This window comes from Embleya sp. NPDC056575 (genome assembly GCF_042793325.1).
Lineage (GTDB): Bacteria > Actinomycetota > Actinomycetes > Streptomycetales > Streptomycetaceae > Embleya.
On record NZ_JBHTVA010000003.1, the window covers coordinates 73,483 to 98,946 of the forward strand.

18 protein-coding genes and 1 pseudogene are annotated in these 25,464 nt (G+C 70.3%); 4 read left to right on the forward strand and 15 right to left on the reverse strand.

Going from position 1 to position 25,464, the window contains the following annotated elements:
- Positions 1 to 5 precede the first annotated feature (5 nt).
- Complete coding sequence (locus tag ACFRCG_RS02850; RefSeq protein WP_380028064.1) at positions 6 to 4,337, reverse strand: DUF6603 domain-containing protein; 4,332 nt, start codon at positions 4,335 to 4,337, stop codon at positions 6 to 8.
- 19 nt (positions 4,338 to 4,356) lie between these two features.
- A complete protein-coding gene (locus ACFRCG_RS02855) occupies positions 4,357 to 5,526 on the reverse strand; it encodes a ComEC/Rec2 family competence protein (protein WP_380028067.1) in 1,170 nt (389 codons plus the stop codon).
- A 343-nt stretch (positions 5,527 to 5,869) separates the two neighbouring features.
- On the opposite strand from ACFRCG_RS02855, the gene ACFRCG_RS02860 reads away from it, so the two are divergent.
- Positions 5,870 to 6,088, forward strand: coding sequence for a hypothetical protein (locus tag ACFRCG_RS02860; protein ID WP_380028070.1), 219 nt, complete (start codon positions 5,870 to 5,872; stop codon positions 6,086 to 6,088).
- A 13-nt stretch (positions 6,089 to 6,101) separates the two neighbouring features.
- Positions 6,102 to 6,746 (forward strand): DUF6461 domain-containing protein, encoded by a 645-nt coding sequence (locus ACFRCG_RS02865; RefSeq protein ID WP_380028073.1) that lies wholly within the window; start codon positions 6,102 to 6,104, stop codon positions 6,744 to 6,746.
- A gap of 84 nt (positions 6,747 to 6,830) precedes the next feature.
- Here ACFRCG_RS02865 and ACFRCG_RS02870 read toward each other — a convergent pair whose 3' ends face one another.
- The gene (locus tag ACFRCG_RS02870) at positions 6,831 to 8,171 is read right to left on the reverse strand and encodes a tetratricopeptide repeat protein (RefSeq protein ID WP_380028075.1); all 1,341 of its coding nucleotides are present in this window, start codon (positions 8,169 to 8,171) and stop codon (positions 6,831 to 6,833) included.
- A gap of 368 nt (positions 8,172 to 8,539) precedes the next feature.
- Positions 8,540 to 10,105 (reverse strand): RICIN domain-containing protein, encoded by a 1,566-nt coding sequence (locus tag ACFRCG_RS02875; RefSeq protein WP_380028077.1) that lies wholly within the window; start codon positions 10,103 to 10,105, stop codon positions 8,540 to 8,542.
- A gap of 521 nt (positions 10,106 to 10,626) precedes the next feature.
- Here ACFRCG_RS02875 and ACFRCG_RS02880 point away from each other — a divergent pair.
- Positions 10,627 to 11,069: pseudogene (locus ACFRCG_RS02880) on the forward strand (SAM-dependent methyltransferase).
- A gap of 296 nt (positions 11,070 to 11,365) precedes the next feature.
- On the opposite strand, the gene ACFRCG_RS02885 reads toward ACFRCG_RS02880, so the two are convergent.
- Positions 11,366 to 11,581: a hypothetical protein gene (locus tag ACFRCG_RS02885; RefSeq protein WP_380028082.1), complete on the reverse strand. Its 216-nt coding sequence runs from the start codon at positions 11,579 to 11,581 to the stop codon at positions 11,366 to 11,368.
- Between the two features lie 481 nt (positions 11,582 to 12,062).
- On the opposite strand from ACFRCG_RS02885, the gene ACFRCG_RS02890 reads away from it, so the two are divergent.
- The gene (locus ACFRCG_RS02890) at positions 12,063 to 12,947 is read left to right on the forward strand and encodes a WD40 repeat domain-containing protein (protein ID WP_380028084.1); all 885 of its coding nucleotides are present in this window, start codon (positions 12,063 to 12,065) and stop codon (positions 12,945 to 12,947) included.
- Positions 12,948 to 13,289: 342 nt separating this feature from the next.
- On the opposite strand, the gene ACFRCG_RS02895 is transcribed toward ACFRCG_RS02890, so the two are convergent.
- The 10 genes from ACFRCG_RS02895 to ACFRCG_RS02940 form a co-directional block, all read right to left on the reverse strand.
- Positions 13,290 to 13,643: a hypothetical protein gene (locus ACFRCG_RS02895; RefSeq protein ID WP_380028086.1), complete on the reverse strand. Its 354-nt coding sequence runs from the start codon at positions 13,641 to 13,643 to the stop codon at positions 13,290 to 13,292.
- A 595-nt stretch (positions 13,644 to 14,238) separates the two neighbouring features.
- On the reverse strand, positions 14,239 to 14,856 hold the full coding sequence (locus tag ACFRCG_RS02900) for a Scr1 family TA system antitoxin-like transcriptional regulator (protein WP_380028088.1): 618 nt from the start codon (positions 14,854 to 14,856) through the stop codon (positions 14,239 to 14,241).
- Positions 14,857 to 15,050: 194 nt separating this feature from the next.
- A complete protein-coding gene (locus ACFRCG_RS02905; protein ID WP_380028090.1) occupies positions 15,051 to 15,836 on the reverse strand; it encodes a transposase in 786 nt (261 codons plus the stop codon).
- Positions 15,837 to 15,910: 74 nt separating this feature from the next.
- Positions 15,911 to 16,639, reverse strand: coding sequence for a dienelactone hydrolase family protein (locus ACFRCG_RS02910; protein WP_380028092.1), 729 nt, complete (start codon positions 16,637 to 16,639; stop codon positions 15,911 to 15,913).
- Positions 16,640 to 17,500: 861 nt separating this feature from the next.
- Positions 17,501 to 21,292: a protein kinase gene (locus ACFRCG_RS02915; protein ID WP_380028094.1), complete on the reverse strand. Its 3,792-nt coding sequence runs from the start codon at positions 21,290 to 21,292 to the stop codon at positions 17,501 to 17,503.
- A 103-nt stretch (positions 21,293 to 21,395) separates the two neighbouring features.
- On the reverse strand, positions 21,396 to 22,364 hold the full coding sequence (locus ACFRCG_RS02920) for a hypothetical protein (protein ID WP_380028096.1): 969 nt from the start codon (positions 22,362 to 22,364) through the stop codon (positions 21,396 to 21,398).
- Positions 22,365 to 22,788: 424 nt separating this feature from the next.
- Positions 22,789 to 23,115 (reverse strand): hypothetical protein, encoded by a 327-nt coding sequence (locus ACFRCG_RS02925; RefSeq protein ID WP_380028098.1) that lies wholly within the window; start codon positions 23,113 to 23,115, stop codon positions 22,789 to 22,791.
- A 51-nt stretch (positions 23,116 to 23,166) separates the two neighbouring features.
- On the reverse strand, positions 23,167 to 23,640 hold the full coding sequence (locus ACFRCG_RS02930; RefSeq protein ID WP_380028100.1) for a hypothetical protein: 474 nt from the start codon (positions 23,638 to 23,640) through the stop codon (positions 23,167 to 23,169).
- Positions 23,641 to 24,523: 883 nt separating this feature from the next.
- Positions 24,524 to 24,991 carry a restriction endonuclease gene (locus ACFRCG_RS02935; RefSeq protein WP_380028102.1) on the reverse strand — a complete coding sequence of 156 codons (468 nt, stop codon included), beginning with the start codon at positions 24,989 to 24,991 and terminating at the stop codon, positions 24,524 to 24,526.
- A 120-nt stretch (positions 24,992 to 25,111) separates the two neighbouring features.
- Positions 25,112 to 25,384: a hypothetical protein gene (locus ACFRCG_RS02940; RefSeq protein ID WP_380028104.1), complete on the reverse strand. Its 273-nt coding sequence runs from the start codon at positions 25,382 to 25,384 to the stop codon at positions 25,112 to 25,114.
- Positions 25,385 to 25,464 lie beyond the last annotated feature (80 nt).

Below are 25,464 nucleotides of genomic sequence, written 5' to 3' on the forward strand. Positions count from 1 at the left end.
TCGGTTCACCTCTCGGCTGTGGTGGTCATGGGCGCGGTGGTGAACGTGCTCCGGGCGAGGTCGGCGTAGCGGGTCGGCGGTTTGTCGGTGCCGGGGGCGAGGCCGAGCGCGGCCAGGGCGGCGTGTACCGAGGCGCGGCGTTCGGCGGTGGTGGGCGCGGCGATGCCGGTGTCCGGGTCGACGATGGCGCGGATACCGCCCTCGCCCTCGTCGTCGGGGATCGACGGCGGCCCCTCCGGGTGGGCGCCCAGTCGTGGGATCTCGGCGTCCGGGAGTCCGTCGGCCTTCAGCGCCTTGCCGTCGACCCAGCCGACGGCGGGGCCCAGTTCGGGTTCGGGGATCTCGAAGGTGAGGCCGGCCGGGCGGTCGGTGAGCAGGCCGTCGCCGTCGAGCACGTCGGTGGGCTTGGCCAGTGGCGCGCCCCACATGCCCTTGGGCATGTCCTGCCGGTGCACGGTGACGCGCCATCCGGTGGGGGTGTACTCGGTGTCGAACCGCTGGAGCGTGACGTGGTGTTCGGAGACCACGCCCTGTCCCTTGGCGCCCATCGGCCGGATGTCGATGGTGTCGTCCGCGCTGCCGGCGAAGGTCTTGCCGTTGAGGGTGATACGGCTCGCGGGCACGGCGGACTCGGTGCGTACGGTGAATCCGTCGCCGGAGACCAGCAGTGGCTCCCCTGCGGCGGACCGGCTCGCGGTCTCCTCCGGGTCGACGTCGACCAGCAGTCCGGCCAGCGGGGCGATCGACAGCGGCGCGGGCAACTGCACGGCGAACTCGGGCCATTCGACCGCCGGTACACCGGCGCGGTCGGTACCGAAGCCGATGGTGAAGCCGATGAACCACACCTTGATCCGGGCCCGGCCGCCGATCGGCGGCCCCCACAGGTCCAGCGACACCCCGACCGACAGGGAGACCCGCACGCGGATGAACAACACCTTGACGGTGGCCGCGACGCCGATGCTCAGGCCCATGGAGAGGTCGAAGTAGAAGGGTTTCCACTGCACGAGCGCGTCCAGCCAGGCGGTGAACCAGGCTTGCAGCTTGATGCCGTGTCCCTTGTCGTAGTTCGCGGACAACTCGCCGCCGGCCATGAACGCGCCGTCGGTGAGCGCCGCGTACACCCGGCCCCGGATGGCCACCGGCCCGATCGCCCAACGCCAGCCCACACGTGGCGGGTTGGGGTAGTACGCGGGTCGTTTGAACCGCGGGTGGTAGCCGCCCAGGGTGAACACGAAGCCCTTGCCGCCGCCGACGGCGGTGCGGTCCTTGCCCCAGATGTACAGGGACAGGCCGCCGGTGAGTTCGGCCGCCGGGTCGATGACGTAGGAGCCGGGCGCGATGACGGCGTCCATCGAGAACAGGCCGTGGTCGTGGTGGTATCCGATGGCCAGGTCGATCACGACGCGGGCGATCGGTTTGGCGGCGGCCTTGTTGCGCGGCAGGTCGATCGTGGTGCGCCCGATCAGCAGCACCTTCCACTGTTCGCCGCCCTCGACCAGGAGCAGCGCCCGGGAGCGGATGAACTCGAACGAGCTGAACTCGATGCCGCCCGCGCCCCAGTACCGGCCCTCGCGCGGGGTGATCCAGCCGCCGGGACCGGCGAGTTTCTCCAGCACCTGTTCCGGGGTGTCGCCGCTGCCGCTCCCGTCCAGGCGGTTGACGAGCGGGAAGGTGCCGACGTCCGCGATGGTCGGGGTGCGCACGGTGCTGTTGACGCCGAAGCCGAGCGAGAGGGCGATCACCCGGAACGGGGGCGGGCCGAACAACCCCCGCTCGCCGCCGGAGAGTTCGCCGAACAAGAACATCGACGACCAGCCGTCGACGGCCTTGGCGTACGAGCCGGCGGCGTGCAGGGCGAAGAATCCGGTCTCGATGGAGGCGAGTCCGATGAACTGTTCGGTCAGGCCGGGGGCGACCTCCGAACCGGTGCGGCGCTCGACCATGCCGCTGATCCGCAGCGGCGGTTGGTGCAACTGCACACCGGCGCCGCGCAGTCGGGGCGAGACGGTCAACTCCCCGTCGATGCCCAGGCCGAGGCCCATCAGCACGAGCCGGACCGGGCCCACCGACAGCACGGCGTCCAGCGCGACGAGGATGCGCCCGTCCGCGAGGCCGACGCCGATCCGCGAGATCCGCACCGCCCCGAAGGTCAGGTCGAGGTCACGCGCGCCCGTGTCGGCCGGGGCCGCGTGCACCGTGAGCGGGGTTCGGGCGGCGGCCACGAGCGTGCCGCCGGGGCCGGTGGTGATCGGCAGCAGCAGCGGGTCCTGCGCCACCCCGCCGATGCTCATCTCGATCTGTACGGCGAAGCCGGGCCCGGCCGCGGTGCCGCCGGCGAAACGCGGCAGTCGACGTTCGCGGCCGGAGTCGATCCGGTGCAACGCGTCGTTGATCGCGGCGGCCTGCGGCGCGTCCCAGCCGGGGGGTGTGGAGGTGAAGGCGACGCCGTCGACGACGAGGTCCGCGCCGGGCGGGATCGCCTCGCCGACCAGCGGCAGGTCCGAGGCGCGTGCCCCGAGCCGGGCGCGCACCGCCGCCGCGTGCACCCGGGGCGCGCCCGGACCGGTACCGGGGCGGGCGGCGTAGACCCAGCCCGTGTGTTCGGTCGAGGCGGTCAGCAGCACCCGGCCGGTCGCGGACTCGTACCGCACCGACAGTGCGGTGAGTACGGGCCGCAACACCTTGGGCAGATCGGGCAGTTCGATACCGAGCGCGGCCACCAGGTCGGTCAGCGCGACACCTTCGTCCGCGTGCCACGTCCCGGTGATCGTCGCCGCCGGGCCCTGTTCGTGGTACTCGACGGCGAAGACCAGCGTGCGTGGGTCGTCCTGCCCGTCGGGGACCTGCACGGTCAGCGTGCCGGCGACGTTCTTGTCGTACCCGCCGGCCGCCCGACGCGTCAGCCGGGCCGTCAGGTCGAGCACGGCGTCGGCGTCGCCGAGCGGGAAGGCGCAGGAGCAGCCGAGGTCGAACTCCCGGCCGCCGCTGTCGAACGACACCCTGGTCTCACGTACCGTCAGGTCGGCGAGCAGCGCGGGTGGCGCCACGCCGAAGAGGGCGAACAGGTCGGCGGGTACCAGGTCGTTGGCGATGCCGGAGAATCGCCACAGACCGTTGTCGTAGCGGGCCGCGATGCTCAGCCGGGTCCCGCCGACGGCGGCCTGGGCGCTCAGCCCGACGGTGCGGCCGGCTGTCCCGGTGCCCTCGACGGACAGCGTGATGCCGGTGAGCGCGAAGACGTCGCCGATCTCCCAGTCGCCCGCCAGGTCCAGTTCGACGCCGAAGTCCTTCGACCGCGCGTCGAGCCACGCCCCGAACGCCTCCACCGTCCCGGTGGGGATCCGGGCGCCGGGTACGAAGAGGGCGAGCACGTCGGCGAGCGGGAGCGGTTGGAGCAGCTCGGCGGTGAGGTCGAGTTCGGGCACGGAGACGGACACGCCGACGAAGGCATCACCGACGCGCAGGACTCCACCGAGCCGGGCGTGCACGTTCGCCCCGGTGCTGCGCGGGGACGCGATGCCGAACTCGACGTCGATCTCCTCGACGTCGAACACGCCGGGGATCAGGTCCCAGCGGGCCGGGATGCCCACCCGTACCGACGCGCCGAGCACGGGATCGAGACCGGCCGCCGCGCGCTGCGCGTCGGGGGTGAACACGACGCTCAGTTCGAGGAGTTCGAGCGTGGCCGGGAGCGGCAGACCGGGCAGGTCCGGCAGTACGAAGCGGCCGGCGGGTACTCCCGGGACGAGTTGGCCGAGGTCGCCGAGGGTGGTGAAGCCCACTCCGGCGAACGCGCCGTGCAACGTGTACGTACTGGCGGCCGGGCCGGTCTGCACGAGCGTGCGCAACCGCAGCGCCGCTTCCCCGGCGGCGGCGAACGGCAGGTCGCCGCCCACGGTCGCGACCGTGGACACCGCGTCGTCGGCGCCGGGTTCGGCGGACAACACCAACAACAGTCGGTCGAAGCCGTAGGCGCGCAGGAAGCCGGCTTCGAGCCGGAGGTAGGGGAGGTCGATCTTCCACTCGCCCGGGTCCGGCGCGGTGGTCAGGGTGACATCGACGGTCAGGCCGGCCACCACCGGCGGCGATGCCGTCGTGTTCGCGGTGAAGGTGATCGTCGCCGCGGCGCCCGGGGTCAGGCCGGGCACGGTCACCGCCCCGGAGAGGGTGAGGTGTTCCGGGTCGACGGCGGTGACCCCGGTCACGGCCAGCGGGCCGCCCAGGTAGGTGCCGAAGAGGTCTTCCGTGCCCGGCACGGCCAGTTCCGCGGCGGTCAGGCGGAATTCGCCGCCGATCGTGGGAAACCTGCGCCGGAGTTCGTCTGTGGTCAGCGCCATGGCGTTGTCCCCCCGGGTCTCAGTAGCCGATCATGACGTTGCCGGCGGCGTCGAGCGTCAGGTGCCATGTGCCGCAGATGAAGCGCTCGTCGTCCGGTGTCGTGGGCGTCCAGTTCGGGTTGACCATCAACTGCGAGGTGAACACGGCCCGGTCGGTCTGGTCGACCAGGAACGACGGGTTCGGCGCGGCCCGGTCGTCGAAGTAGGTGTACTCGTGCGGTTCGGCGGGCTGGACGACGCCGGACCACGTCTTCACCTGTTCCAGGTGGCTGATCTTGGGGATACCCGAGCCGTTGAAGGACTTGGTCCCGGAACTGACGGTGAGCCGCTGCGGTTTGATCAGCTTGATCCACCGCTCGCGGGAGGAGGTGTCGCTGCCGTGGTGCCCCATCTTGAGGGTGACGTTCGCCGACGGCAGCCGGGGTGCCCAGTTGGCGAGGATGAAGTCCTCGGTGACCACCGTCGAGTCCGCGGCGAACACCATCACGGCCTTCTTGTAGACCAGCGCCAGTACCGCGCTGTCCGGGTTCGGGTCGTAGCGTTCCAGTTCCTTCCGCAGGCGCGTCTTCTCGTGCGGATCGGTTGCCGGGGCCAGGTACTTCTCCCACTTCGCCTTGCGCGTCGCGTAGGTGCCGGTGGCGTTGGCCGCCACGGCGTAGAGCCCTTCGTCGGTGCCCAGACGCACGATCGGCTGACCGTACTGCCAGGGCACGCCGGTGCCCCCGCCGGCCGGGGGTCCGCTGAACGCGAGGGAATTGGGCAGTGGTTGCGCGCCGTTGGCCTGGAGCCACCGGTAGGTGGCGTTCGGTAGACCGCCGGACTTGTCGCGACCGTTTTGGTAGTCCTCCAGCACCCCTGTGTAGTAGGCGGACTTCACCGTGAATCCGTCGAGCGCGCGCACCAGCAGGTTGTAGTGGTCCTCGTCGGCGTGCGAGATGAACAGGTAGTCGATCGTCTTCCTCGGCACGAAGGTGGCGAGGAGGCGCTTGACATTGGTGAGGGCGTCCACGACCTCCTGCGTGGGGGTGGTGATCAGGCAACGTGCGCCCTTGGTGGAGCCGCAGTCGATCAACACCACCTCGCCGGTGCCGTGCGGTGGGTCGGGGAAGATGATCAGGGTGCAGTCGCCCTGACCGACACCGACGAAGATCACCCTCGCGTGGGGGCCGGGTGGCATGGGAATGGCCATCGCAGACTCCAGACATCTCGGATGTGCAAGGCAGCGGAGCGGCTGGACAACAGGTCGACCGGGCGACCCGGCGGCCGGGCAGTGCGGCTCGGGTCACGACGGCCGGGCGCGCCTCGGGAGTCGGGCCCTATCCGGGCGCGGGACGAAGTCCCCTCCGCATCGGATGACCGACGAGCGGATCCACCACGGACAACGGCACGAGACGCCCCCTCGCCCTCTACGCGCGTGACCTGACACTGCCTACGGCTCTGCCAGGTCCCGATCAGATCACACTTCGCAATCACTCGGTACCACAAAGCGATATCTCGCCATGCGATGGCCGAATCCTCCACATCACCCGCCTGTGTCCAAGGTTCTCGCCTCCCTGCCCACCGGCGAACTCGCCGACACCGCCGGCCTGATGGGCCTGGACGTGCCCGCCGTCGCCCTGCACCTGGTCTCTGAGCGCCGGGCCCGATACCCGCCCGCCCGTCCCGGATGTATGCACCTGTTTCATACCGGCCGACCGGGCGGGTCCGGGCCCGGGTTGCCGTTGCGGGGTGACGGCGTCGGTGGCCGATGAGAGGTTGTGCCGCATGCATTCCGTCACCGCGGCCGATTACGGCTGGCTACGCTCCTCGCCCTTCCTCGGGCTCGGCATGGAGGTCGGATACTGCCTCACCCTGGTGCGCGGCGTCGCGCCGGCGGAGGTGCTACGGGTGATGGAGGCCGAGCCACTGGGGGCGTGCACAGGATTTCGTGGCCTGATCGAGCGGCAGAGTGAGCTTTTCGCCGCCGAGACGTGGGACGGGTCGTTCCTCGCGGGCGCGTTCACCGTGCCGGGCGAGGGCGGGGACTGGACCCTGGTCCTGCACTTCGACGGTGGTGTCGGGATGCGCGGTTGGTTCCTGGAGATCCTGTCCGCGGGGTCGCGCGCCGTCATGCATTCCAGCAACGGCGGCAAGCCCATCCACCTTTTCGACTGGTACGAGGACGGCGAACTGCGTATCACCTTCGACAGGCCCGAGGCCCGCGCCGGCAGCACTCCCGACGACCTGCTCCCCGTCATGGAGGAGGTCTGGTGCGACCCCGACGGCCGAGCCGACCTCGACGTGTACGACGACAAGGCGAACGTCCTCGCGCTCGCCGAGCGGCTGACGGGCGTGCGGGTGACGGAGGAACTCCTCTCGGAGGCCGAGTACTTGCTCGGCCACGTTCGAGAGGATCCCACCCGGGAGTAGATCGGTGTCGTCAGCGCCCGATCCGTACCCCGGGCCCGGAACAGCGCGGCTTCGACCGCGCCGGATGTCACGATCCACCGACGTTCAGAATGGAGGTGTGTCCGTGCCACCGGTCGCCGCCGGCCAGGCCGGCCTGGGGCTGGGCCGTCGTAGGTGCGCCACGGCTTCCTCGATGCGGCCGAGGTCGATCAGATACCGGGCCAGGAACTTCGGGTTGGCGGTGGGGTGTCGTTCGAGCTCGGTCACGGCCTCCTCGGGCCGGCCGGCGTCGGCGAGCACCTCGGCGATGGTCCACGCCGCGTACGAGCTGTCTCCCTCGGGGTGTGCGCGGGCCTGGGCGATCGCCTCCTCGTGCAGCCCGCACGCGGCCAGCAGCGTGATCCGGCTGCGGAAGAACTCCCAGTCCTGTCGCCCCGGGATCAGGTCGTCGAGGTGGGCCAGGCCTTCCCGGGCGCGGCCGTGGTCGGCGTACAGGGTGCACAGCATGGACACGGTCCAGTCCTCCGGGTGGTCGTCGGCGAGTGCGCGCATCACCGTGATCGCCTCGTCGACGCGGCCGTGCCGCTCCAGGAACCGCGCGAGGTGCACCTCGGGGTGGGAGAAGCCGGCCCGCGCGTCCACGCGATCCCGAAGCACCGTGATCGCGCCCTCCACGTCGCCGCGTTCCTCGAGCCACTCCACCAGACGCGCCGCCGCGTGGCCGTGGTCTTCGACCATCGCATAGGCGCGCAGTTCCTCGAACCGGCCGTGCCGCGCGAACAGGTCGGCGAGCGCGTCGCGGTTGCCGACCGACGTGGACTCCCGGGTGCGCAGGAGGGCGACGGCGTCGTCGACACGGCCCTGGCGCTCACGGATCCCGGCGAGCAGTTCGACCGCGTTCCACGGGGTGACGCCACGGCCACCGCACGACGGTGAGCCGCAGCGCCCACAGTCGCGCACCGCCCGGATGCGGGCGGTCAGCAGGTCGGCGGCGTCCTCGTCGCGACCGGCGACCGCGGCGACGTCGACCAGCGCCGCCGCGGGGATCCACTCCGCGACGTGCGGAGCGAGCATCGAGAACGCCTCGTCGGCACGAGCGTGCCGGGCGAGCAGACGGGCACAGAACGCCAGTTCCGGCGAACCCCCGCCCTCGGCGTGCGGGCGCACCAGCGCGATCGCCTCCTCGGCCTTCCCGTACCCCTCCAGCACCTCGGCCGCCGTCCACCACCCCGTGGCCACGTACGGGTCGAGCACCCGCAGCGCCTCGGCGTGGCGGTCCCGCGCGGTCAGCCACCGTGCGTGCTCGCGCGCGCAGAACCACTCCCCGCGCGCCGCCCAGCCCTCCACCACCTCCTGGTGCCCGAGCTCGAGAAGGCGGGTGACCAGGTCCGGAGGAATACACCCGGACTGGGTCCGGGTCCGATAGTCGAGATCTTCAACGTCCACAGCGGCGCAGCATAGGCCCCGCCTGCGACACCCCCGGGGCCTCGAGACGCGCCCCCGTTCACCCGCTCCTGGCGGGCGAGCCGGGTCGAGCCGGGTGGAGTGTAGGGCAGTTCGAGCCGGCCGCCGATCGGCACGTGTTCGGAGAAGAGGAGGCTGCTGCCGGTGAGTTCGCGAAGGCGCAGTTCCGGAATGCCGCGCTCTTCGAGGGGGTCGTTCCTCGAAGACGGTGGTCCGGGGCAGGGATGGCGGGTATCGCCGGCGGGGCGGTGTCCGTCCGGGTGATCACGCCGGTCGCGGGGTCGGGCCGTACCGAAGAGGGGCGCTCCGACGGCCGGAGGCCGCAGGAGCGCCATGGGGGTTGTCGGCTGTCAGTTGAGCGCGGCCCAGTTCTGGGTGGTGGTGTTGGCGGTCGGCTTGGTGATGACGGCGGCGCCGATGGTGACGGAGGCGCTGTCGAGGGTGAATCCGCTGGCCGGGTTGGTGATCGTGAAGGTCCCGCTGCTGTTCTGGGTGACCTGCCATTCCTGCCAGGCGTTGGAGGAGTTGACGGCCCGCAGGGTGGCCTGTTCGCCGGCGTTGTAGGGCGCGGTCAGCACGAGTGCGTCCGGGCAGCCGTCGATGAGTTTCGCCGTGCCGTTCGCGTTCGCCCTCAGCGTCCACTGCTGTCTGGTGCTGGTGGGATCGTAGGTGTAGAGGTTGGCGGGGGCGCTGCCGGACGCACCGCACTGGCCGACGCGTTCCATGGCCAGGCCGCCGCCGTTGGTGAGGGCGTGGGTTCGGCCGTCGCCCACGATCGTGGGACCGTAGTCGATGGCGTGGGCGGCCAGGCGGGTCAGCGCGCTTCCGGTGGTGGCGAGCGGGGGGTTGGCGGTGGGCCGAACGGCCTTGAAGTAGTCGGCGAATGTCGAGGGAGTGTGCGTGGTCAGCACGCTGATCGTGCCGTTCCAGCCGCCGTCGACGTTGTTCCACAGGTCGAGCAGCGAGCCGTCCACGTTGCCCTGGACCCGGTCCCCGGTGTCCCAGCCGGTGGAGTAGGTGAAGCTCCGGCTGTCGCCGGTGGGCCACACGTAGCGGTAGTCCCCGAGGAGGTAGGCGGCGGCGGAGTCGGCGAAGCCCTCGACCCAGGCGCACGTGCCGGAGCTGGCCTTCTCGATGTAGTGCGGGTTGCAGCCGGTTACGTTCGGCCACCACCCGTCGTACAGGCGATGCAGGAGGAAGTGGCCGCCCTCGTGGAGCACGGTGTGCTCGGAGTCGGGGTCGGTGGCGGAGAGGTGGACGGTGTTGGCCAGGTCGTAGGACGGGCCGTCGACCGAGTCGGCGGTCCACCGGATGTTGAGTTCGGTGCAGGCGTTGTTGTTCGCCTCGTGGGTGGACCAGCAATCGCTGACGGAGTTGTTGCGACTCCACCACAGGAGGTTGACGGTGTCGAACGCGTGCCAGGCCCGTGCCATGTCGGCAGACGGCTTGAGGGTGCCGAGGTCGATGCCGGTAGAGATGTCGGCCTGGGTGGGTGAGTCCTGGATGTAGGGGGTGCCGGTGGAGTCGCCGACCTTCCACAGCTTGGTGCTCTCGGTGCGGAACCGCACCCACATGCTGCTCATCGAGGTGGTCGAGGTGGGGGTGTAGCAGAGGTTGAAGCCGCCGTCGTTGCCGGTGTACCGGTAGTCGGGGGTGAGTTGGCGCGGGGCGTCGGTGGACTTCTCCTTGCCCCACAGTTGGGCGTTCGCGTTGCGGACCGGCTTGGTCATCGTGGGCTTGTTCGTGCCGGCCTCGGCCGATTTGTAGTCGTACTGGAACTTGCCGCTCAGACAGATGGGGGACGCCGCCGCGGCGCCGGACGCCGTCAGCGGAACGGAGACGGCGGCGAACAGGATGGCGAGCAGGGCGGTGCCTACGGCGGCGAAGCCGCGCGGCAGCCGAATTCGGATGGGCAAGAGGTTCCTCCCCTGGGGCACTTCGAGGTCCTGTCCATACGGGCCGCCGCCGTGCGAGGAACCGGGCCGGCCCGTCACGAACGCGACGAAATTCCGGGCGCACGAGCAGTACGCAAGTCGCCCTGAAATACCTGGCGTTACGATGCCAAATCAGCTTGTCACCATCCATCCTGTGAGTTGCCCTGTTTAAGAAGAAAAGGCGATATTTTCATCGGCGGAGCGGTGGCGGTACGGGTCGACGTCGACCGGCTCGAACGCGTGAGCCACATCGTCGCCTTCGACCACGAGGCACCCTGCGCGACCGGGTCTGACGATCACCGCGATTGACGAGCGGGCCGGGACGGAACGCAACATCGTCACGCACCGCCCGGCTCGGTTCCGCCTGCGCATCGCGGGCGCCGATATCCCGGAGAACGCGACGCCGCGCGCCCCGCCACGCGCCCGTGCGCCCGAATCCGCGCCGGCGCCGCACGAACAGGCCCCGAAACCCGCGTTCACTCGCAGGAGTTGCCCACCACGGGATGCCCGGTTCCCTGGCATGGGGGCGTGTCACCCGGGCGGGGGAGTGGCACGGACGTCGAGGGCACACCATGGACCAGGACACCGATTCCGGCCCACCCCCGATCGACCCGAAAACCCCCGGCGTCCCCCGCATGCACGACTACCTCCTCGGCGGCACCGACAACTACCCCGCCGACCGCCGCGCCTGCTCGAAACTCCTGCGCGTCGCCCCGACATCCGCGCGCTCGCGCTCAACAACCGCACGTTCCTACGACGTGCGGTCCGGACGCCGGCGCGCGAGCACGGGATCCGGCAGTTCCTCGACCACGGCTCCGGGCTGCCGACCCGCGACAACGTCCACCGGGTCGCCCAGGCCGTCCACCCCGACTGCCGCGTCGTCTACGTCGACAACGACCCCACCGCCGAGACCCACGGCCGCACCCTCCTCGACGAGAACGACTGAACCGAGGTCACCGACCGGCACCCCGACACCGAATCCCGGGTCCTCCAGGGCGGCGACTTCATCGAATACGGCAGCCTCGCCCGCATCCTCTGAACCCCCGTCGCCACACCGGGCACGCCGGGGCCGTTCACGACGACTCCCTGTGCGGATGTTCCGCCGGCGTACTTCCGATCCCGGCCACGCCAGTTTCCGGATCCCGGCTCAGGGCTTGTCCCGGGCCGAACGCGCCGCGTCTGCGGGCCCGTTCGCGGGGCCGCGTCCGACGCAGACGGCGGATTGCGGCGGGGGAACAACGCCTACGGCAGGGGTTTTTCGCACGGCGCGACGCTTCCGGTGGCGCGTCCTTGATCCGTCGTGGGCGCGGCGTCCCACTCCTGCAGGATCGCCCGCAGGCGCAGAGCCACCGCGGGAGCCACCCTCGGGCGTTGTGCCAGGTGCCGCAGATACGGTTCCGAGCCCTGGGGCAGCGCGGACTGCGGGTGGTCCTGCACCATGCCGACGTGTGTGCCCATGCCGAGGACGTGACTCCAGGCGCCGATGTCGGGCGGGGCGAGTGCGCGTCGAACGCCCCGGGGCCCTGCCGTACGGACGCCGGGTCCGGGGCGTGTGCGGGCCGGGTGGGGTGTGCGACGTGTGGATCGTGTGCTACCGGTTGGGGGCGCTCGGTCGGTTCGACGAGCGAGCCGTGTCCTGGGCACGTCGGGACCCGGGCAGGGTGGTTCGAACACCGGGACGGCGACCCCGGCACACCCACGACGTGGGCGGGAACCCCGGCCGTGTACCGATCCCGGTGATCCACTTTCGGGCGCGGCCTCGAGCGGCTCGCCGGCCACACTCGCGTCCCCCCGGTCGGCGGGCCGACGGTCTCGGGTTCGACCGGGTCCCGTGCGAGATCCGGGACATCATCCGCCCTCGGGCGGGCGACCCTACGGAGGCGTCACGATCCACGGACCGCCCTGGGAACTGACACCCGACACGCTCGAGGAACGGCCGGTGGAACGGGCCCGGTTGCTTCTCGGGGCCCGGGGCTGCGCGGATCTGTCCCTGCTGGTGCTCGACGCGGACACCGGCCGCTTCGTTGCGCTCGCACCGCCGCCTGCGGACACCGGGGTCACGGCCGCAGCCCTGTCGCCCGACGGACGGTGGGTGGTCTTTCGGGTGCGGTGGGCGCGGCGGCCCATCGTGCGGTGGGTGCTGCACCGGTTGGCCGACGGCGGGCGATTCGTGTTCGACGGATGGCCGGACGACATCGACCGCCTGGTCGCGTTCTCCCCTGACGGACACACCCTCGCGACGGCGGGTGACGACGAGTCTCTCGCGACTGTCACCACGATCGACATCCGTACCGGGGCCAGGCGGCGCATGTGGTCCGGCCCGGGCGGCTCGTCCTCGCTGGAGTGCGCGATCGGGTTTTCGCCCGACGGACGCCTCCTGGCCGCCACCCACATCGACGACCGCGATACCGAGGTGACCGTGGTCCTCGACCCCGCCGACGGTCGCCTGGTCGCCCATCACGAGGGAGCGAGCATGCTCGGCGTCCCGAACGGCGCCTGGCTCGACGACCACCGACTCGTCCTGTTCCCGGAGGAACACGAGGATCTCGTACCGCTGCTGCTCGTCGCGGACCTCGACGACGGCACCACCGTCGCCCACCGCTTCCACGGCCGACCGGAGGACAGCGGCTCGTGCCACGCCGTCGTCGACGGCCGACTGATCCAGACGTTCGCCGACACACCGGGCCCCGCCCCGACCCTCTACAGCTGCGCACTCGACCGCACCGACCCGCGACCGTTCCTGCACGTCGACCCCCGACTGGGCCACCAACTCCTCGACCACGCCCCACGGTCGACGCAGACCGCCCGCGCGGAGCACGGATAGACGCCCCCCCGGCCCGCACCACCCGTTGCACGGGCGCACGCCTCGACGCCGGCGCAATGCTCCGCTGGGCGCTGGGCGAAGGCGTACGGCAGCGCGGTCGGGGGCGTCATCGAAGTCGCCTGGTGCAGCAAACCGGGGCCGAGAGAGGTTCCGGGGCCGGAGGGGATCAGGTCCTCGGATCCGGTGGCCTTGCGAACGCCGGCCACGGTCCACGTGCCTCGACGGACTCGCGCACGGTGGCGAGACACAGGTTCCGATTCGCCGAGTACTCCGTGACCCGTGACGTGTCGAGCGATCCGCCGGACGGGCAACCTCGCGGTCGCCCGTCCGGCCTTGGGCCGATCAGTACTTGGTGCATGTCACGTTCGGTTGGCCGTAGGGCCATCGGGCGATGTACTTGGCGCCGTAGATCCAGCCCCAGTCGGTGAAGTACCACCAGTTTCCGGCGGTGTTCCGGTACTTGCAGGACGCGTACACGTAGCCGCCGGGCATTCTGCCGTCACCGCACGCGCCATACGGCCCGTCGTGCGTGACGGTGTTCTGGATCGCCACAGCGACGACGGAGAAGTCGGTCTGCTTCGGCCTCCAACAGTCCGTTGCGGCCGACGCGGAGGCCGCGGGCGCTATGGCGGTGCCCGCGGCGATGAGGCCGACGGTGGTGGCGATCATGGCGAGGGCACGTCGTATTCGGATCATGTGGCGAAAGACCCCTTCCGTATGGGTGGTGAGTCGCCGGAACCCGTCCGGGCCCGAGGAACGACGTGGCATCGGCTGCGCCGGGACACGTGGACGAACCAGAGAAGCCCGCACGGCGGATCCGGGGCCCGGAATGTCGGCCCTGTTCCGACGCGACCAATGTGACGAGGGACGGAAGAGTCCTCAACCACTACACCGTGTTCGGGACAGCGCCCTCGTGTCCGTGCAGGTCAACGGACTTGTCCCGGTGTGTCCCGAACAGCTCCTTCGACTGCCCCGCACGCAACGCGTCGTGGATGCTGCCCTGCGCACGGGCGAAAGCAGCGAAACCGGTGCCGGATGTTGCCAAATCCCGCCGCGACCACGGCGTTCGAGTACTTCACCGGCGCCGAAACGATGTGCCGCGTCGTGTCGCGTGTAGACGCCTCGTCACGTTCGATCCGTCGATACGCCGCCGCGGGCGCCGGCCCACCGTCGGCCGGGACCCCCGGGTTTCCCGGGCACCGCCGTGCCGGCTTCGTGGAACAGTCGCCGAAAGCGTCGTCCGCGGCCTCGATCATCGACTCTCTCGGCCCGTGGGCGCCGCGCCGGATGATCAGGTCTCGGCCTGCGCGCGAAAGCGGAGATGGGCCGCGGCGAGCATCTCCTTACTGCGGCTGCGGCTGCGCGACTCCGCGGCGAGGTAGAGCCGTTCCACGTGCGCGCGGTAGCGCTCCACGTCGCGGCAGCGGCTGATGTAGGCGGCGGCCTCGACGTGTTCGAGGTACAGCATCTCCTGCGGTCCGCCGTGGGGGAATCGCGACAGTGCCATCGAGGAGGGCGGCGTCAGGTCCGTGGCGCCGGCGAACCGCACGATCCGCGCCCACACCCACTGGCGTTCGATCGCTTCGAGCAGGAACCCCATCTGGCTGATCAGCCGGCGCAGCCAGCCGGCGGTGACGTCGGCGTAGCGGTGCCACCAGGGTTTCTCGTCGCTCTTGCGCAGCAGGTCCTCGACCGTGGCCGGCGTCGCGGGCTCGCGCACCCCGTAGGCGTGCAACAGGCCCATGACGTCATGGTGTTTGGGCGGGCTCTCGCCGCGTTCCAGGCGGGAGATCTTCGAACGGGACCCGCGCACCACCTCCGCCGCCTGCAACCCCACGCTCCGCCCCACCCGCACGTTCCGCAGCATCGACCCCAGGACCTTCATCGCGGCGGAGGGCCGATCGGGCACCGTGCCCCGTGGCCGAACTCGCCGCGCTCCGCGCCCACTCGGAGACGCCCAGCGTTCCCGCCGGCGCGCCGTTCGTACCTTCCCGCACGTTGATCACCGCTTTCCCACCCACCGGAGATCCGCACGCCCCCTATACGGTCGCGCGGTCGCTCGTGCAATGTTGCACGAGCCGATTTCCTCATGCTGGTGCCGCATCAGGCAATGTTCGCCCTGTTGATGATCCGGAGTAGGCGCTGGTCTCGGGCGTGCTTGTTTCGCCAGATGATGTATCGGCGGATCATGCTGCCCTGTTCCTTGTGGCTTTGATCGTCGGTGCCGTCGAGGGTGAAGTAGCGCAGGGCGGTGAACTGGGCCTCGATCCGGTTGAGCCAGGAGGAGTTGGTCGGGGTGTAGGCGATCTCCACGTTGTTTGCGTCCGCCCACGTCGCGACCCGTCGGCACCGCCTCGTGGTCAGGTGCGGGGAGTAGTTGTCACAGACGAGGGCGATCCGCACCGTCGCGGGATTGAGGCTGCGCGGGTAGCGGCAGAACTCCAGGAACTTGGAGCGGTTCTTGGCCTTCTTGATGTGGCTGTAGAGCCTGTCGCAGTCGGTATCGCGGGAGGCCTTCCAGATCTTCACGCGTTGATAGGAGACACCTTCCTCGCGGAGCAGGCTGCGCAGGCCCTCGTGGCTGATGTCGTCGACCACCCCCTCGGCGACCAGGAAGTCGGCCGGCTTGGCCAGGCTCCAGGTCGAGAAGGGCAGGCCGTGCTCGGCCGGCTTGGACTTGGCGGTCTTCTTGATCTCCCGGCGCTCGGGCAGCGTGAAGGTCCTCGGTCGGCCGCCCGCGACCTTCACCAGGCTCATGCCCTGGGCGGCCGGCAGCACCATGTGCGCCCGCCGCCAGGTCACCACCGACCCGGTGCCCCTGCGGACGATCCGCAGCAGCCGCCTGCCCTCGTCGTCATCGATCTCCCGCACCTGCACCCGTCCGGCCATGCCGAGCAGTCTGGACCGAACGCGCCGGCCGGGAACGGGTTCCGGGTCAGCGCGCCGGGTGCTGGGATCTCGTGTCAGCTCAGATGCCGGGCGAAGAACCGCAGCGAGCTGCCCACTTCGAACGACGGCACGTCCGCGTGTTTGCCGGGGTTGGCGTGCAGCGTCTTCTCAGCCGAGGCCAGGGCGTCGAACAATGCCAGGCACTGGTCCCGCGGCACCATCTGGTCGTCCCACTGCACCAGGAACTGCACCGGCACGGTGATCCGCCCGGCATCCTCGGCCAGCCCGTGCACGCCGAGCAGGCCCAACACCGCGGCGCGGATCCGGGGTTCCGCGGCGATGAGCGGTATGCCGAGCCCGCAGCCCATCGACATACCGCAGTAGCCCACCGGGCCGACGCCGACCTGGTCGAGGCGCTGGACCGCAGTGAGGATCGCTTGCCAGTCCACGACGGCCTGCGAGGCCAGATGGCTGTGCATTCCGGCGACAAGCGCGCCCGGACTCTGACCTGCGGCAATGCCTGCCCGCAGTTCGGCCGTGATCCGGCCGAACTCCTCGTCCTTGGGCCGGTCTCCGTGATGGGGAGCATCGATCGCGACGACCGCGAAACCCTCGGCTGCGTAGTGGCGCGCACGGGCCACGGTGCCGGGGGCCGTCTTGTGTTGCCCGCCGCCGTGGCCCAGCAGAATCAGGGGACGAGTACCGCAGGCGTCTTCCGGCGTCCACAACACGCCGGGGATCTCGCCGAGGGTGAAGAACTGTTCAGTGACGCCGTCCGAGGACGTCTGGGAGCTGAAGCGCATCAGCGGTTCAAGCCTTTCGGGATGCCTTGTGCGGGCGCTCCCTAGGCCATGCAAGGGAGGGAGTCCCGACTGGTCGCAGCGTTGATCGGACTCACCTCCTCGAATGTGCAGTGGTGCACGGCGACGCCGAAGGTACCACAAAGATCATCACCCGCACCGCGCCAGGGCGAACGTTGCTTGATGCGGCACCGGTTGGCCGGCCGAGACCGCGAAGTCCCACGAACGAGTGACGGTTCCGCCCCCGCCCACCGCCTCTTCCAACGCTCCACCGGACGAATGCCACGCGGCGGGAGTCGGCCCGAGCTGTCCGGGAGAGTTCCCGGGCCGTGTAACCGCAGTGATGTCCGGAACATCGCCGTCGTGACCCGAGCGAGTCGGGGTCCGATTTCTGGCCGGGGTGATGCAGGGTGCAGGTGGTGCGGTTCGAGGGGCCGGGGTGGGCAATTCGGGTGAACTCATCCGGGCAACGCGCGAGTTCGTATCTCCTGTCGCTGGATCGACGCGGACCGGGACGGATGCGACACCCGCGCCGAGGTCCTGCTCGCCGAGGCCACCGTCCAACCCGAGGTCACCCGCCGCTGCACCATCACCGCGAACACCGGCCAGGGATGGTCCTGGTACGACGAGACCACCCAGACCGACAAGTTCGACGTCGACGTCGACCACATGGTGCCTCTCGGCGAGGCCTGGGACGTCGGCGCCGCCGCCTGGAGTGCGGCCGAACGCCGGGCGTACGCCAACGACCTGGACGACTCACCGACCGGGTCGTCGTGAAAACCCGGTGGGGCCTGAGCGTCGACACCGCCGAACTCGCCGCCCTCGACCGCATCCAGGCCCGCTGCGACGACCCGCTCACCACCGTTACCCACGCCCGGTAGACGCCCGCCCATCACGGAGGCGAGACCGACGATCGGCTTTCCACGGCGACCACCACCCGCGACAGCATCGAACCGGGTCTACAGGTCCCGATCCGTCACGGAGCCGCGAACGGCGACGGACGTGTGCTCCGGGTGCCCGCTGCGTCGTGAGCGCGGCGGCCTGCGCGGCCGTGGGCTGGGGATCGGCTGGGGGATCGTATGGGAGGGGGCAGACGGGCTTCGTGGGGATCCGGACGGGCAGGCCGTCGCGCTCGTCGGTGGTGAAGGAGCGGTTGCCGATGATGTCGCACAGGTCGCGCTTCCAAACGCCGGGGTCCAGGAGCAGGGTGCCGCTGATGCTGTTGGCGACGGCGTAGGCGAGGACCTTGCCGTCTTTGGAGGCGTCGACGAAGTCGAACGAGCGCTCTCTCGAGCTGTTGTCGGGAAAACCGAATTCGTAGGATTCCGCGTATGCCTGTCGGCCGATTTCGTAAATGCGAACGAAGTTGTTGGCGCCGATCATGTAGTGGCCCTTGTCGTCGATGAACCGAGCAGCTCGCAACCCCGGAGACGTCGTGGGTTCGAAGCTGGGCAGGGGCCCAAGTTCTTTCCGCAACGGGGCGTGCCGCCACAGTTCGACCACGTTGCCTTGGCGCACCAACGCGAAGTAACGGCCACCGGAGTCGAACTGGACGCTGCGCACGTCGGTGAGGCCGATGTCCAACGACTCGGTGGTGTGGCCCGTGACGAGGTCGACGATCCGAATAACGGGGTCTCCGAGAGCGACGAGTACGACCTGGTTCTCCCGGTGGGAGGGATTCGCGCTCCAGTTGTTCGTGTTCACCACGTTCGGGGGGAGAAGCGCGCCGACGTCGGTGGTGGCGAGCAGTGCGCCGGTGCGCGCGTCCCATTGCTGAAGCAGCGTGCCGGAGACAGTCACCAGGCGGCTCGTCCCGACAAAGAAGTACTCGAAATCCGCCAGGCGGTATTCGGTCCGGATCGGCGGCATGGTCCCAGTGATGCGTGCAATCGGCCGCAGCGTCGCGGCATCACGCACTTCGACAATGTTCGGGGCTTTGCCCTCCCGGAGCGCGATGAGGGTGTCATCCCGGTTGGACACCAGCCGTCCCCCGTGGAGTTCAGGTCTCGGGGCCTGGACAAGCAGCCTGCCGCCATCACCCACCGTGCGGAGCTGAAGGCTTTCATCCTTCAGGAGGTGGATGCTTCGGCTGCCATCGCCGAGGAGGATCCGATCGCGGCTTTCGATAACGCCTTCGTGTGCCGAGACTTCTTCGTATACGACGCTTTTGCCTGACCCGCCGACCAACAGCAGCCGCCCGTCGGCGGCGGGGACAAGGGCGGGCGCGTAAAGCCTGCTGTAACCGGAATACGGCCGGTTGACCACCGTTCCTTGATTCGTGTCCACGAGCCTCAGCGCTCCGGCTCCTGCCTCCCCGACGAGAATGTGGCGTCCGGTCGCGTCCACCGCCTTCGGTTTGCCGTCCGACCCTCGGGAGAGATATGGCCGCCCCACGTCGGCGCCGTCGGCGAGACGGCGGACAACGACAACGGTCTGCGTGGACCCATCGCCGGTGTCTTCGTCGCGGCTGACTGCCACGGCGGTCCGGTCTCCGGAAGGCAACACCTTCGTGTACCGGGGTTCAATCACGGTCCGGGTCGCACCGGTCGCCACGTCGATGGAGACGAGCCCTTCGCCGGAACCGGCGGTTGTCGTCGCCAGCAGCGTCCGGTTGTCCTGGCCGAACCACAGTTCGACCTCCGTGTTGCCGCCGGAGGAGTCGAGCTGAGGCACGGCTACCTCTCCTGCACGGCTTCCGTTGTCGAGGTCCCACCAAAGGAGGCGCTTGTCCACGAGCGCGGCCACGCGCGTACCGTCAGCCGACATCGCGACTGCGGTTCCGGACTTCCCCGCTGGGAAGGGCGACAACCGGTGCACGGCACCGACCGGGTCCGCCGCCGACGGATCGATGGGGAACCAGCCGATGTCGCCGAAGGTGACAAAGGCCGCGCGTCGGCCGTCCGAGGAAACCACGACGTCCCTCGCGTAGCCGAGGTCTACGGGCCGAGAGCGCACCGGACCGGAAAGGGCTCCCACGAACACGGTCGTCAGTGCTTGGTCTGTCAGAGACAGAACCACATTGCCGTCGCGACTCGTGTCGAAGTCTCGGACCTCCCCGGGGACCCCGGACAGCACCCGGCGTTTTCCCGCGAATCCGAGGTACTGTCGCAGCAGTTGATTGCGTGCTTCCTGCGTCGGCGCGGTCTGGTAGCCCGCGATCGCGAGCATCGTGGCCTGGACCGGGTCGAGTGCCGCGGTGTCGCGCGAGGCTTGGGCCAGCGCCCGGGAGTCGGCTGCCGCCCGGCGTTCCCGGGCTTCCTCGCGGGTGGAGGCGAACAGCAGGCCGAGGAGCACGGCGGTGACCGTCAGGATGGCCAGGAGACCGCCGAGCAGGGTGCGGTTGCGGCTGCGACGGCGGGCGAGTCCCGCGCCGGCGGCGAGGAAGTCCCGCTCGGTCCGGTTGAGGGGGAGGAGGCGGCGGCCTGTCGCGGCCCAGTCCCGCGCGCGGTCCAGGGCCGTGCCCTGGAGGAGATCGCCCTTTCTGCGGCCGTGGTCGTTCCAGGTGCGGGTGGCCTCGGCCAGGCGCTGGTGGATGCTCAGGCCTTGGCGTTCGGCGTCCACCCAGGTGCGCAGCCGGGGCCAGGACCGGATGAGCGCGGCAGTGGCCAAGGTCACCGCGTCGCCGTCCCGGATGAGGATGCCGGAGGCGGTGAACTCCCGCAGGACGCGGTCGACCGCCTCGTCCGAGGCTCGGTCGTCGGCGAACTCGGCCCGGCGGGCCGAGCGCAGCGTGTCCTCGGCCCGCTCGCCCGGCGCGACCAGGCGCAGCAGGACCGCGGAGACGGCCTCCTGCGCCTCGGGGTCCAGCCGGGCGAAGACCGCCTCGGCGATCTCGGCGCGGGACGGATCGCGTGGTCCACGCCGCCCCCCGCCCGCCGCGGTCTTCACGGCGGCGGCCAGGTCGGCGCGGCCGACCAGGGACAGCAGGAGTTCCTCGGACGTCGGCCGTTCCTCCGGGTCCTTGGACAGCGCGGCGTCGACGAGGGAGCGCAGCGGCTCCCCCAGCCCGGACGTGTCCGGGTGGTGCCCGGCGACTCTGAGCATCAGCACGGCGGGGCTGTCGCCGTCGAAGGCGTCGCGTCCGGTCGCGGCGAACAGGATCACCGCGCCCCACGCCCACACGTCGACCTTGCCGTCGCCGGGTTCGCCGTTGTAGCGCTCGGGCGGCATGTAGCGCAGGGTGCCCATGGGCAGGCCCGCGGAGGCGCTGCCCACCAGGACACGGGCGATGCCGAAGTCGATCACGCGGGGGCCGTCGGGGCCGAGGAGGATGTTCTCCGGCTTCAGGTCCCGGTGCACGACGTCGGCGCGGTGAATCGCCACGAGCGCGGTGGCCACGCCGATCGCCAGGCGCCGCAACTCCTCGGGCCCGAACGGGGCACCGGATGCGACCGCGCGCCGCAGATCCGCACCGGCAACGTACTCGCTGACGACGAACGGGACCGGGCCGCCGATATCGTCCTGGAGCACCTTGGCCGTGCAGAACGGTTCCACCCGCCGCCACGCGCGGACCTCCTTGCGCAGATTCTCCCGGTCCGCGTCGCCCACCCGGTGCAGGGCCTTCACAGCCACGCGCGTGCCGTCGGGGCCGTATCCCTCGTACACCACACCCTGACCGCCCGCCCCGAGCCGACCGTCGAGGTAGAAAGCCCCCAACTGCCGTGGATCACCGGGCAGAAGCGAACCCGCCGAACCCCCCACAGGAGCGGAACGCGCCGTCTCGCCCGGGGCGCCGGACGCCTCGGTCGACCCGGTTGGGTCAGGCCCTGTCTCCGCACCGCCGTCCCACCTGCCTACCACCGCGCCCCCGAACTCCCGTGGTCGATCCGAACAGCAACAAGCCTGCCAGTGACGCGACTTCGACAGACGATGCCCCGTAAACCTCCCGACGGTCGAGAGGGAAAAGCCTCCTGACGCCCGTCGCGACCGAACACGACGTCCACCCTGACGAACTGCCGGCTACCGCGGCCCCTTTCCGGCGTATTCGGTTTCCGCGGTCGTGGTACTCGGTCATGAAGTTCGAGGACCGGGACTCGAACCTCGAACTTCTTCGAGTCCGACGCGCACGCCGTGTCGCAGCGCGGCCTCGCGCGGCCGATGCGCTCGTACGCGGCCACCGAGGTGAACTCCTCGGTGAAGCCGGTGAGGAAGTCGGCGTTCTTCGGCGTGCGACCTCCTCCTTGAGGGCCGCCAGGCCGGTGGGCTCGTCCAGCGGCGCAAGCTTCGGCACGGCCATCCACGGCTCGCCCTTGCGGGTGGTGACCTTCACCCCGCCCGACGATCCGTCGGCGAGCGCGCCGGACAGCTGGTCCAGACCCGAGGCCATGCGCTTCTTCGGGTCCGCGATGAAAACCCCCGGATCGAGGGGCCGGCGGATCGCGGCGTAGTGCACGGCACGGGTCGCCTCGAAGCCCCCCGGCAGGTCGTCCTCCGGGGTACGCCGGCGGGCCGCGCCCTCGACATGGATCTCGCGGCGGCGCGCCGCGTCGCGCAGCGCGACCAGGGCACACAGCTCGTACGGGATGCGCTCGATGCGGCCCTTGTCGTCGACGACCGCCTCGCGCCTGAGCACCACGCCGTCCATCGGCACGGTGTCAACGGCCTCGTACAAGCGGGTCTTGCCGTCGACGCCGGCGTACCTCTTCAGCAGCTTCATCGCGTCCATCACCGGCCGGTAGGCAGTGTTGTCGCACGTGAACCCGAGCATGGCCGGCAGCGGCGGCAGCACCTGGCGGTAGTACGAACTGTACGAACCGCGCAGGGGGGTGCGGACCTTGGCCTTGAAGACCTTCTCGTTCGCCTTCGCCTCGGCCACCAGCTCACGCAGCGTCTTGATCCCCGACCACCGGGAACAGGGCCGGGCGTACGACCTCGGCGGGCTTGTCGAAGGCGGCTGCCGCCGCCTTGAAGAGGATGCCCTCCTAGCCGCGGGCGGACCTTCTTCAACTCGGCGGTGATCTGCTTCTCCACCCGACGCTCGGCGCGTGATCGCCCGCGCCCGCCACGCGGCCACCAGTTTCTCCGAGCAATCCGCGAACAACCCGTCGGACAACCCGAGCCTGCGCACGTCGTTGACCAGCGTCCAGTTCGCCAACAACTCCTCTGGCGACCGCCCTTGCCGCACACTCGCCCCTTTGACCTCGATCACTCGATCAGACCAACGACGGCACCAAGGGGAGGGAAACGGGGCTCGTCCGGCTACCCGCGACCTGCGGCTGGTGTCTGAGCCAGGACTCCGGGGCCCTTTGATGGTGGTCTTCGGCGTCGTTCGTTCGGCGCCGGGACGGGCCCTTGGTGGCGGCTTGGACGCCGGCGATGAGCGCGGACATGAGGTCGACGACGTTGTTCGCGGTCGTGGTGCGCTCGGCGGCCTCGTCGGGGTGGGCGCCGCCGGCCTTGGTCTCGACCAGGGCGTCGAGGGCGCGCTGGTAGTCGTCGTGGACTTCGAGAGTTCGAAGTCCACGCCTGAGGGTGTCCATGAGCGAGGCGGCCGCACCAGGCCCTTGACCACCTGAGCTTGTTCTCTGTCCTCAGTGGGCTTCGGGGCAGTCCACTGCGACCCAGGTGGCGGTGATGTCGTTGCACGTGACACTGACCGACCCGGGTCTGAAGGCCATCTCGTGAGTGCAGCCCTCGTCGTGGGGAAGGACCTCGTCCAGGATCAGCGTGCCGAGATCGTTCCAGGTCGACGGCTCGTTCGCAGTCCCGATCCGGACGGCCGCCACTCCCGCGTAAAAGAGGACCAGGTCCTCGTCGTGCTTCCAACAGTTGTGACGGAGACGGAGGTCGAGGGCTCGACCGCCGTGGAGGAAGGTCGCCCGGTGAAGTGACAGATCCTTCACACAGCGCCGCCCGGAGAAGTCGTAGTGGCTCGGGTCGGTGGCGAAGGCCCTGGCACCCGGGGGCAGGTCGGTGCTCAGCGCGGGCAGAAGTTCAAGGTAGGGACCAGGGTCGAGGACCCCGTCCAGTTCGCCGACTCGGGCATCGAGATCGACATATTTCATTGCTCACTCCCGCGATGGTCCGGCGGCCGGCCCTTGGGCGGCCCCAGGGTGCCATGTCGACGTGTGGCGCGGCCCGGGGATTTTCACCGTTCGTGGGACGCCGGAGCGGCCTCGGGCATGTGTGCTGTCGAGATCGATGATCAACGGCGAGGCCGTGAAGGTGAGTCTGCCGGACGATTTTTCGCGGTTCGAGTCCCTGGCCGCATTGTTCGGGTCCAGGGTCGACTTCGACGACCGACCTACCGCCTGGGCGGTCCCGCTGTTCGAACCGGCCCACGCACTGCCGTGCGTTGACGGCCCGGCGACATCCCTGGTCGACCTCACGCCGACCGCCGAGCACCGGCGCGGCCAGGGCGCGCTCCACGACGGGCCGAACCGCGACCGGACCGACACGGTGTGCCCTCCGTCGGTTCTCCGCTCCGGTCGTGTCCGTCCGGACGGCTCGTCCACGGGCATCCACCCGCGTGACGAACCGGCGGATGTACTCGCGATCCCGAGCCGCTCCCGACCACCGACGGTTTCACCTTGACCTGGGTGGCGAGGACACAGGCTCCCTACTCGTCCCGGTGCCCGGAGGCCGGAACCAGGCAGTAGGCACCCAGGTCGTGTTCGTACGCGCGCCGACTCACGGCAGGGCAACGAAGCGGTACCGGCTCCCGGTTGGCCCGCACCGCGGACGATCGCGGAAGCGGGCTGTTCGGCGCGGGTGTCGACTGGGCACCGCGAGGCATACTGTGCCCCGGGCGCCGAAAGGACCGCGGGTGCGGGCGCGGCCCGGACGCCACAGGGAGGGACGGCGGTCCGGACCGCGCCCCGAATACGGCCGGCGGATGCCCCGGCTCGAGGCCCGCGAGCGTCGTCGGCGCCGTCGAGCAGGCGGTGGTCAGTGGTGTGCGCCACCGACGAACGAGAGAACGGGGCGTCCCGTCAACCACGCCCCGAGACGGTCCCGGTCGATCAAGACCACGGACTGGGCGACGCCGAGGTCCCGCGCGGGGGTTGTGAACACGGTGGTGGTGGCGAAGATCAGGACGTGGGCGCCGTGGACGTGCCGTCCGGAGCCGAGGAAGCGCTGCATGTCCGGCGAGCCGACCTTGGAGGTGACCGCGAGCCTCTTGCACTGGACGACGAACCGGCGTCCGTCGGGGAGCAGTCCGACCACGTCCGCCCCCAGATCGCCCGCGCCTCCCGACACCCGCACCCGCGAACAGCCGTCCCGCAGGCACAGGTCGGCCACCAGGTGCTCGAACTGCCTCCCGCTCATGGCGTCCACGCCCGCGAGCGAGACCACCACCGATCCCGCCCGCGCCGACGGCCGACGCCAGGACGACGAACCGGACAGGACTCGCACCCGTTTGACCGGCCACCCCGGTGGGGGTGCCGCCCGAACCGGCGCGGACCGCGCCGCGTCAGCCGGGGATCGGGCCGACCCGATGCGCCCGATCGCGTCGGCTTCGACGAACACGGATCGCTACTCCGAAGCGTCCGCCGTCTCACGCGCGAGTGCGGCCATGGCGGCCTCCTCGAGGGTGTCACGGTCCGGGGCGCTGTCGGCGCCGGCGTCGGCGCGGGCGGTGATCAGCGCGCGCATGGCCTGCAGGCGCGCGGCCCGGCACCTGTCGAGGATGACGTCGTTGTCGGTCTCGGCGGCGCGCAGGCACGCGAGGTGGGCCCGTTCGAAGGCGAGTTGGTACTCCAGCAGAGGCCGGACGCGATCGGGCAACGACGACAGATCTTCGGACATGTGTTCGGCCATACGCAATGGCTGCGGCGCGGTGAACGAGACGCCCCCGCCGCATTTCGCGGCTCGATCGGGTGAATCCC

Excerpts from the sequence above, each read along its gene's own strand:
- ACFRCG_RS02940 (WP_380028104.1), bottom strand. The coding sequence starts at position 25,384 with ATGTCCGAAGATCTGTCGTCGTTGCCCGATCGCGTCCGGCCTCTGCTG.
- ACFRCG_RS02930 (WP_380028100.1), bottom strand. The coding sequence starts at position 23,640 with ATGAAATATGTCGATCTCGATGCCCGAGTCGGCGAACTGGACGGGGTC.
- ACFRCG_RS02850 (WP_380028064.1), bottom strand. The coding sequence starts at position 4,337 with ATGGCGCTGACCACAGACGAACTCCGGCGCAGGTTTCCCACGATCGGC.
- ACFRCG_RS02925 (WP_380028098.1), bottom strand. The coding sequence starts at position 23,115 with ATGGACACCCTCAGGCGTGGACTTCGAACTCTCGAAGTCCACGACGAC.
- ACFRCG_RS02885 (WP_380028082.1), bottom strand. The coding sequence starts at position 11,581 with ATGGGCACACACGTCGGCATGGTGCAGGACCACCCGCAGTCCGCGCTG.
- ACFRCG_RS02905 (WP_380028090.1), bottom strand. The coding sequence starts at position 15,836 with ATGGCCGGACGGGTGCAGGTGCGGGAGATCGATGACGACGAGGGCAGG.
- ACFRCG_RS02910 (WP_380028092.1), bottom strand. The coding sequence starts at position 16,639 with ATGCGCTTCAGCTCCCAGACGTCCTCGGACGGCGTCACTGAACAGTTC.
- ACFRCG_RS02855 (WP_380028067.1), bottom strand. The coding sequence starts at position 5,526 with ATGGCCATTCCCATGCCACCCGGCCCCCACGCGAGGGTGATCTTCGTC.
- ACFRCG_RS02895 (WP_380028086.1), bottom strand. The coding sequence starts at position 13,643 with ATGATCCGAATACGACGTGCCCTCGCCATGATCGCCACCACCGTCGGC.
- ACFRCG_RS02865 (WP_380028073.1), top strand. The coding sequence starts at position 6,102 with ATGCATTCCGTCACCGCGGCCGATTACGGCTGGCTACGCTCCTCGCCC.